The following is an 8,497-nucleotide window of genomic DNA, read 5'->3' as shown; positions in this document are numbered from 1 at the left end:
GCGTCGGCGTCGGGCTGCGTCACGCGCACTACGCGGACTTTCTCGATGCGATCCCCGCCGTCGACTGGGTCGAAGTCCATAGCGAAAACTATTTCGGCGATGGCGGATACGACTTGCATGTGCTGGAGACGGTGAGGCGAGATCTCCCCGTCAGCCTTCACGGCGTCGGTCTCGGGCTGGGCTCGACGACGCCACTGGACACCGTGCATGTCGGCAAACTCCGGCGCCTTGCCGACCGTATCGAACCGGTGATCGTGTCGGAGCATCTGTCGTGGAATGCTTCGGCATTCGGCTATCTCAACGACCTGCTGCCGTTACCGCTCACCCGTCAGGCGCTCGATCACCTGTGCGCGCGCGTCGACGCGCTACAAACAGCCCTTGCGCGCGTTGTTCTGATCGAAAATGTGTCGACATACGTGCGCTTCAAGGCGGACGCGTACAACGAGGCTGCGTTTCTGGCCGAACTGGCGCGCCGCACGGGCTGCGGCGTGCTGCTGGATATCAACAACCTCTACGTCAATCAATGCAATCACGCGGAGGATGCGATCCGCGCGATGAACGAACTTCCGCCGAAGGTTGTCGGTGAGATTCATCTTGCAGGGCATAGCGTGACTGATATCGCTGTGATCGACGATCACGGCTCACGCGTGGCACCGGAAGTCTGGGCACTCTACGAGTACGCGCTCCAGCGTTTCGGTCACCGTCCGACGTTGATAGAATGGGACACGAATGTCCCGCCGCTTGCTGATCTGGTCGGCGAAGCGGATCACGCTCGGGCGCTTCAGAACGCGGGACGCACGCCATGAAGACCCCGTTCGTCGACCTTGAGCGGGCGTTTGCCGACGCCATCCACGACCCACGCGAGGAGATCGCGTTGCTCGAACAGCTGGCAACCGGGCGGAGCGTTGCAGCCAGCCGGCTGGCGATATATCGCGGCAATGTGCAGTCTCATTGGCACGCGGCGTTGGCAAACACCTATCCGGTCCTGCTTGCGCTAGCGGGCGCCGCTTACTTTGCAAGGCTCGCGCGCGCCTACGCGAACGCCTGTCCCTCAGACAGCGGCGATCTGAACCGGTACGGAGCACATCTGCCCGCTTTCATCGGCAACTGGGAGCGGGATTCGCGCTACGAATACTTCGGCGATATAGCGCGGCTCGAATGGGCTGTTCACACCGCGTGGTACGCTGACGACCCGAATGCGCTGAGCGCCCAGCAGTGGCGACAGATCGGCAGCGAGAAACTGCTCGCCTCCCGGCTTGCGACCCATCCGGCCTGCTCTGTGGTCCATTCGCGGTATGCGATTGCCGACATCTGGCGCGGGCACCAGCCTGGAGGAACGTTTCCGCGGAGCATCGATGCGCCGGCGTGGGCACTCGTCGTGCGCCCTCGATGGCGGCCCTTTGTCATCGATCAAGACCGCGGGGGACATGCAGCGTTCATCGCGTTGCAACGCGGACACACACTGAACGAGGCCACTGATATCGCGCTGGATGTCGACGCGCAGTTCGATATCGCGTCGCAACTTCAAAGCTGGATAATGGTTTGCGCCGTCACTGGCTTGGTGACATAGCAGTGCTTACGACCGGTGTCGAGGTAAAACGGGACAATCGCAGAGACAACGCGATCGGCAGCAACCGGCCGGAACCAGCTCAGAGGGAGCCGACCAGAGTCCACTGGTTCAGCTGCGCACAGTGGCGCACCAGCCACTCGCGCAGTTATTGTCATTCTCCTGCATTCGTTGGCGATCCGTCATTTGCAGGCAAACGCGATCCCGTTAGCGGCTGCAGATTGGGGAACTCCACCCATGGATTTCGCGGGCATGCCCACGTTCTTCCGCTCGCCGGTCAACCTAGAATGGGACGTAAGCCCCAAAAGCGCAGGCAGCGAGCGTTGGCCGGACCGACCGGGCCGCACATAGTGGAATGGAACGCGTTCTCTCGCGGCTAACGCCCGAGCTATTCGCTGACGCATGAACGCAGAAAGCTTTTCTTTCTGCGTTGCGCTGGTTACCTGTTGCGGACCTGTGCTATCGATAACGTGCATATGCTCGTTGGACGATCATGACGATTCGCGCTCGCAAACACTTCGTCACATGGCCTGGCATCGTTGCCATGTGGCTGATCGTTTTCACCCCGCTCGCGGTTCAACTGCTCAAACTGGGGGAGTCGCCGGAACCGGTCGCGGTCAACTGCTCTGCCGACAAAAGCGAAAGCGCCCGGCAGCAAACGCTCGCCGATAACTTCAGCGTATGCGATCACTGCGACCTCGTGGCGCAGCAGGCGATCGCGGTCACATCCGTGACGGCCCTGGAAATCGCCGCCATCCTGCTTGCGACGGTACTGGTGCTGGTCCCGCTCACCCGTGCTGATGACTCATCTGCCCGCGCCGCACGGTGCACGGAACCGGAAGCCGGCAGGGAGTGCTCAACTCCCTTACAAAACCAGTGTTAAACTTCGCCCACTCACGGATTCATCGCCTCATGACCTTTCACGCCCGTCGACGACTCAGCACCTGGCTTGGCATACTTGCCATGTGCCTCGTCACGTTCGTGCCGGTCGTGAGCCAGCTGGTGACGTCAGCCCGCGCCACTGAACCCGTCGCGGTGCTCTGTTCCGCTACGCAGGCGAACAGCGGCAACCATCACGCGGGCGATCTGCTCTCCGCGTGCGGCTATTGCGATCTGCTCGCGACCCACGCGGCGCCGCCGCCGGTTCCGCCGACCGTAGCGCCCGTTCTTCTGTTGCCGGTCGTGACCGCGATCGCTGCGCTGTCTACGCGCTTTACGCCACTCGGCGCCTTCCCATCTGGCCGCCCACGGGCCCCACCTGTTTTTTCCTGATCGTCGTTCGCTGCACGCCGCACCGGCACGCGCCCATTGAAGGCGCGCGTCGCCGTTCGCTGCGGCTGTTCACCAATACGCACAGGAAAAAATCTCATGCTGTACTTCGCTTTGCGAAGTCTTCGCCGTCGCACGCGTGCGCGGATACGCCACGCCGCGTTTGGCCTCGTGCCGCTTACGTTCGCTGTGCCTCCCGCCGTCGCGCAGACGCCCAGTGTGGCCGCTGCCCCGACTGGCGTTTCATCCGCCGCAACAGCTGACACGCAGCCTGCCGACAACGAGCTGCCGGCGGTCTCCGTTACCTCAAGCAGCGCCGGAAGCTATCGCCCGGTCGTTGATCCGAACCTGCCCGCGACGACCGAAACGGTCACGCGCGAGCAGCTCGACAACCGGAACGTGGTTAATACCGAAGACGCGCTCAAATATCTGCCGAACCTCGCGGTGCGCAAACGCTTCATCGGCGACCTGAACTCGATCATCGCGGTGCGCGGCACAAGCAATGTGCAAAGCGCGCGAGGCCTCGTCTATGCGGACGGACTGCTGCTCTCGAATCTGCTCGGCAACAGCTACTCGTTCCCGCCGCGCTGGTCGATGGTGTTTCCGGACGAGATCCAGCAGGTCGATGTGATCTATGGCCCTTACTCCGCGCTCTACCCGGGCAATTCGCTGGGTGCGACGGTGCTGATCACGACGCGCATGCCGACGAAATTCGAAGCGACTGCGGACATCAAGGCGTTCACGCAGCACTTCGATCTGTACGGCGTCAACCGGAACTTCAACGGCACTGAAGCGAGCGCGACGATCGGCGATCGCATCGGCAGGTTTTCCTGGTTCATCGGCGCCAACCACCTGGAGAACACCAGCCAGCCGCTGCAGTTCGCGACGCTCGCGCAATCGACGACGCCCGCGAAGCCGGGCGACACGCCCGTCACAGGTGCCTACTTCTACAACAACCAGACCAATGCGCCGACTGCGGTGCTCGGCGTGAACGGCGAGGGGATCGAGCACACCGTACAGGACCAGCTGAAAGTGAAGATGCAGTACGACTTCACGCCGACAGTGCAGGCCGGCTTCACGCTCGGTTACTGGCATCAGACGTACAACAGCGAAACCTCGACGTTCATGCGCGACGCGAACGGCAATCCGGTGTACAGCGGCAGGGTCGCGATCAACGGCTTCGAGTACAACATCCCGGCCGCCGCGATGGCGCCGAGCCTCGGCAACAGCGAAAACTGGCTGTACGGCGCGTGGCTGAAGACGCACAACGCAACCGGCTGGAACGCGGAAGCGATCGCGTCCTACTACGACGTATCGAACAGCGTGGCGCGCACCGCCAACGCGGGCGGACCCGGCAACGGGTCGGGTGTCGTCACGTTCGGCGACGGCACCGGCTGGAAGACGCTCGACCTGAAAACCACGTACACGCCGGCTTCGCCTCAGGCGGGCCTGACGAACCACGCGCTGACCTTCGGCTATCACTACGACAACTACTTCCTGGACAACGAGACCTACAACACCCCGGCGTGGCGCGATGGCGCGTCCGGCAGCTTCGCCAATGCGTTCAGGGGCCGCACGCAGACCCAGGCCGCCTATGCGCAGGACGCGTGGCGCTTCCTGCCGCGCTGGAAGTTCGTCTACGGGCTGCGCTACGAAGACTGGCGCGCGTACGACGGGTTCCAGGCACTCGGAGCGACGACCTTGCCGTATCCGGGCGCGGACCAGCATCACTTTTCGCCGAAGGCATCGCTGTCGTTCGATGTCACCGACGACCTGACGCTGCGCGCGTCGATCGCGCGTGCCTATCGCTTCCCGACGGTCGGCGAGCTGTTCCAGGGGAAGATCAATGGTTCGACGATCATCAACAACAATCCGAACCTGCAGCCCGAGGACGACCTCTCGAAAGAGCTGACTGCGGAATGGGCGCACTGGAACGACGTGTTCCGCCTGACGCTGTTCCAGGACGACGTGAAGAACACGATCTTCAGCCAGACCGATACGACCGTCATTCCGAACGTGACGAGCTTCCAGAACATCGGCAAGGTGCGCTCGCGCGGCGTCGAGACGGCCTATGAAGGGCAGGACGTGTTTGTGCGCGGCCTCGACCTCGTCGCGAACGCCGCCTATACGCAGTCGAAGATTCTTGAGAATGCGCAGAATCCCGCGACGGTGGGCAAGTATTTCTACCGGATTCCGTTGTGGCGCGCGAACGTCGCCGCGACGTACCACTTCGACGCGCGCGCCGCGCTGACGCTCGCCGCGCGGTATTCCGGGCGCCAGTACAACACGCTCACGAATACCGATACAAATCCGGACGTGTTCGGCGGTACCAGCACTTACGTGGTTGCCGATGCAAAGTTCACGTTCCGGCCGACGAAGCAGAGCGAAATCGGCATAGGCGTCGACAACATGTTCGATGCGCGTTATTTCGTCTATCACCCGTATCCAGGCCGGACCTTCTATGTCGAAGGCCGGCTGCACCTGTAACGGAGGACGTCACATGTCTACTGCCGCAATCGACCAGCGCCCGTCACCGGCCGCCGTCACCACCGCGAGCCGGGGTTACCGCACGCTGTGGCGCTGGCATTTCTATGCCGGCCTGTTCGTGATGCCGTTTCTCATCGTGCTCGCATTGACGGGCACGCTGTACTGCTTCCAGCCGCAGATCGAGCCACTGCTGTATTCACACCGGCTCGTCGTCGAACCGCGCGACGTGCCACGCCTCGATGAAGATGCGCTGCTCGCGAACGCGCGCCGTGCGCTGCCGCCAGGTTCGGTCGCGACGACCGCGCGTCTCTCGTCACGACCGGACCGCAGCGCGGAATTCATCTTCCGGTTGCCGGATGGGGACAGGCAGAGTGTCTACGTGAATCCGTATGACGGCACGGTGCTCGGCACGCTGAGCGTCGAGGGGCGCCTGATGCAGGTCGACCGGATGATTCACCGCAAGCTGTTGCTCGGGAAACCAGGCGAACTGCTGATGGAACTGGTCGCGTGCTGGACGCTCGTCATGATCGGCACGGGCATCGCACTGTGGTGGCCACGCGGGGGCACGACGTTACGCGGCGCGCTCGTGCCGCACTTTTCGCTGCGCGGCCGGCCGTTGTGGAAAAGCGTGCACGCGGCGCTCGGCATCTGGCTCGCCGTGGGCGCGCTGGTGTTCGTGGTCACCGGCTTGCCATGGACCGGATCATGGGGCAAGCAGTTCAAATCGCTGTCGGCGAGTGCCGGGCTCGGTGCGCCGCCGGGCGCATGGGGCGGGTTACCGTTGCACTCGAAGCGACCGGGCGGGCAAACGCCGTCCAATCGTTCTCAACCCGCCGATGGGCAAACCCGGCATGGATCGCATGTGACTCATGAGTCGGGTATGGATGCAATGCCGGGCATGACGATGGATGATCTGCCGCTGCCGCAGGTGCCGTGGGCCGTCGGCGCCGCACCGGTGCCGCAGTCGCACGATGCCGGACCTTCAGCGTTGCCACTCGGCCGCGTCGTTGCGCAGATGCGCGCCCTGGGCCTCACCGACGGCTATGACGTCGCGTTGCCGACCTCCGCGAGCGGCGTCTACACCGTCTCGTATTTCCCGCCGGACCCGAAGCTCGAACGCACGCTCTACATCGACCAGTACAGCGGCGAAATTCTGAAAGACATCCGCTACGGCGACTACGGCACAGTCGGAAAGGCGGTGTCATATGGCACATCGCTGCACATGGGTCGTTACTTCAGCCTCCTGAACCAGCTCGTGTGCACGGCGCTTTCGCTCGGCCTCACTGCGCTTGCCGTTACCGGCTGCGTGATGTGGTGGAAACGCCGGCCGGCCGGCGCGCTCGGCGCACCTGCCCGCGAACGTACCGGTGCACCGATGCGCGGCTGGAAGCTCGGCCTCGTGCTGCTCGGTCTAGCCTTTCCGCTGATGGGCGTCACGCTCGTCGCGGTCTGGTGCGCAGACCGGATGATCTTCGGCCGCCCGTCACAGCCGGTCGCGTCCTGACGCCACCGCGCATTTTCGTATCAGGAGAGACCAAATGAAGACTCCTCTCAGAGTCATGCTGCTAGCCGTGCTATGCGGTTGTGCTGGAAGCACAGCGGCGGCGCCCGCATCGGTGAAGGTGTCCGGCTGCTGGATCCGGCTGTTGCCGGGCAATCTCCCATCGGGCGGCTATTTCAGCGTGGTGAACATGGGTGCGCAGCCGGTCGATCTGACCGGCGTTCGAACCGACGCTTACGGTACGGCGATGCTTCACCAGACCCGGAGCAGCGGCAGCACGTCGAACATGGTGATGGTCGACAAGGTGACCGTGCCGGCGCACGGCACGCTGGCATTCACGCCTGGCGGATATCACGTGATGCTCGAACAGCCGAAAAAGCCGCTCAAGGTCGGGATGTCGATTCCGTTCACATTTACGTTCAGCGACGGCGAGCAGGTCACTGCCGAATGCGAGACGAAAAATGCGACCGCGATGGGGCACTGAATGTGGTTCCGACCGCCGCGGCATCCGGATGATCGGGATGCGCCCGGCCGGCAGGAATCGTGCAGGGCGAGTCATTACCTGACATTCGTGTCCCGGCGCGTCGTTCTGGTCGCTCTGCAAGTATCCGAAGTCGCGCTGAACATGGTGCACTTGTTGAGGACGGTGTAGTCGTGTCCGCCTCATGTCGCATGGTTGTCTGCAAGGAGCGTGGAGACTGTAGTGAGTGCAATACCGTTTTGGCGCAACGTCGATAACACCGCGCGTGTGAAACGACGAATTGCAGTCGTCGCTGCGCTCGTCGCGGCGATCCACGTTGCGGCGCTCGCAGTCGCGTTCACGATTCGCGAGAGCGTACCTTTGCGCCCGATCGAATCGCGCACGATCACGGCCGAACTCATCAGCCCGGCGCCCGTCACCGCGCCGGCCGCGATCCAGTCGACCCCGACGCCTCCGCCGAAGCCTACGCCCGTGCAGAAGGTCAAGCCGAAATTACAGCCGCGCCCGACGCCGAAGCCCACGCGTGTGCCACTGCCCGTCGCGCAGGCGCCGTTGCAGCACGACATTGCCGCGCCCGAACCCGCGCAGCCGGCACCACCTGCGCCCGCAACACCCCCCTCTGTTGCGGAACCAGGAGCGCCCGCTGCCGGCAAGCCAACGATGGCGCTGTCCGCGCCGAAGAACGTGTCGCACCTGGATTGCAGCATCGTCCAGCCCGATTACCCCACCCTTTCGCGCCGACGCGGGGAGGTGGGGACGGCGATGATTCACTTCGTTGTCGGCCTGACGGGCAGGATCGAAAACATCGAACTGAAAAGGAGCAGCGGCTACGACCGCCTCGACCAGGCCGCGCTCGACGCGATGCGCTCCAGTTCGTGCAAGCCGTATCTGGAAAACGGTGAGCCCGTCCGCGCCGCGTACACCCAGCCATTCAACTTCAACCTGAACTGATCGGCCGAGACAGGTACAGGTTTCAACGAAAAAGGAACTGCCATGCAGAACTACGGTATTGCCCACGTGTGGGCACAAGGGGATTTCGTCACGCGCGGCATCGCCGTGGCACTGCTCATCATGTCGGCGCTGTCGTGGAGCGTGATCGTCATCAAGAGCTGGAACGTCATGCGTCTCAAGCGCCTGACGAAAAACGCCGAGCGGACGTTCTGGCATTCGGATGACTTCAACGACGGCGTGA

The 8,497-nt window shown here is 63.3% G+C and carries 8 protein-coding genes and 1 pseudogene; all 9 read left to right on the top strand.

Annotation, left to right across the window (positions count from 1 at the left end):
* A partial coding sequence (gene bufB / locus BN2476_RS42310) for an MNIO family bufferin maturase (RefSeq protein WP_087740108.1) occupies positions 1–806 on the top strand: 806 nt, incomplete at its 5' end.
* Positions 803–1,570 (top strand): HvfC/BufC N-terminal domain-containing protein, encoded by a 768-nt coding sequence (locus BN2476_RS42305; RefSeq protein ID WP_087740093.1) that lies wholly within the window; start codon positions 803–805, stop codon positions 1,568–1,570. The genes bufB and BN2476_RS42305, both read left to right, overlap by 4 nt.
* Before the next feature lie 490 nt (positions 1,571–2,060).
* A complete protein-coding gene (locus tag BN2476_RS42300) occupies positions 2,061–2,450 on the top strand; it encodes a hypothetical protein (protein WP_087740092.1) in 390 nt (129 codons plus the stop codon).
* A gap of 29 nt (positions 2,451–2,479) precedes the next feature.
* Positions 2,480–2,839, top strand: a complete 360-nt coding sequence (locus BN2476_RS42295) for a DUF2946 domain-containing protein (protein ID WP_087740091.1) — start codon at positions 2,480–2,482, stop codon at positions 2,837–2,839.
* A 96-nt stretch (positions 2,840–2,935) separates the two neighbouring features.
* Positions 2,936–5,323 carry a TonB-dependent receptor gene (locus tag BN2476_RS42290; RefSeq protein WP_235851217.1) on the top strand — a complete coding sequence of 796 codons (2,388 nt, stop codon included), beginning with the start codon at positions 2,936–2,938 and terminating at the stop codon, positions 5,321–5,323.
* Positions 5,324–5,336: 13 nt separating this feature from the next.
* Entirely contained in the window at positions 5,337–6,827 is a 1,491-nt protein-coding gene (locus tag BN2476_RS42285) for a PepSY-associated TM helix domain-containing protein (protein WP_087740090.1), read from the top strand.
* A gap of 34 nt (positions 6,828–6,861) precedes the next feature.
* A complete protein-coding gene (locus BN2476_RS42280; protein WP_087740089.1) occupies positions 6,862–7,308 on the top strand; it encodes a copper chaperone PCu(A)C in 447 nt (148 codons plus the stop codon).
* A gap of 228 nt (positions 7,309–7,536) precedes the next feature.
* Positions 7,537–8,256: an energy transducer TonB gene (locus BN2476_RS42275; protein ID WP_087740106.1), complete on the top strand. Its 720-nt coding sequence runs from the start codon at positions 7,537–7,539 to the stop codon at positions 8,254–8,256.
* A gap of 42 nt (positions 8,257–8,298) precedes the next feature.
* Positions 8,299–8,497 (top strand): annotated as a pseudogene (locus tag BN2476_RS42270) (MotA/TolQ/ExbB proton channel family protein); the annotation flags it as partial.

Origin of the sequence: Paraburkholderia piptadeniae (assembly GCF_900007165.1) — a bacterium.
In the GTDB taxonomy this organism is placed as follows: Bacteria; Pseudomonadota; Gammaproteobacteria; order Burkholderiales; family Burkholderiaceae; genus Paraburkholderia; species Paraburkholderia piptadeniae.
This window is presented reverse-complemented; position numbering and strand designations above follow the sequence as displayed.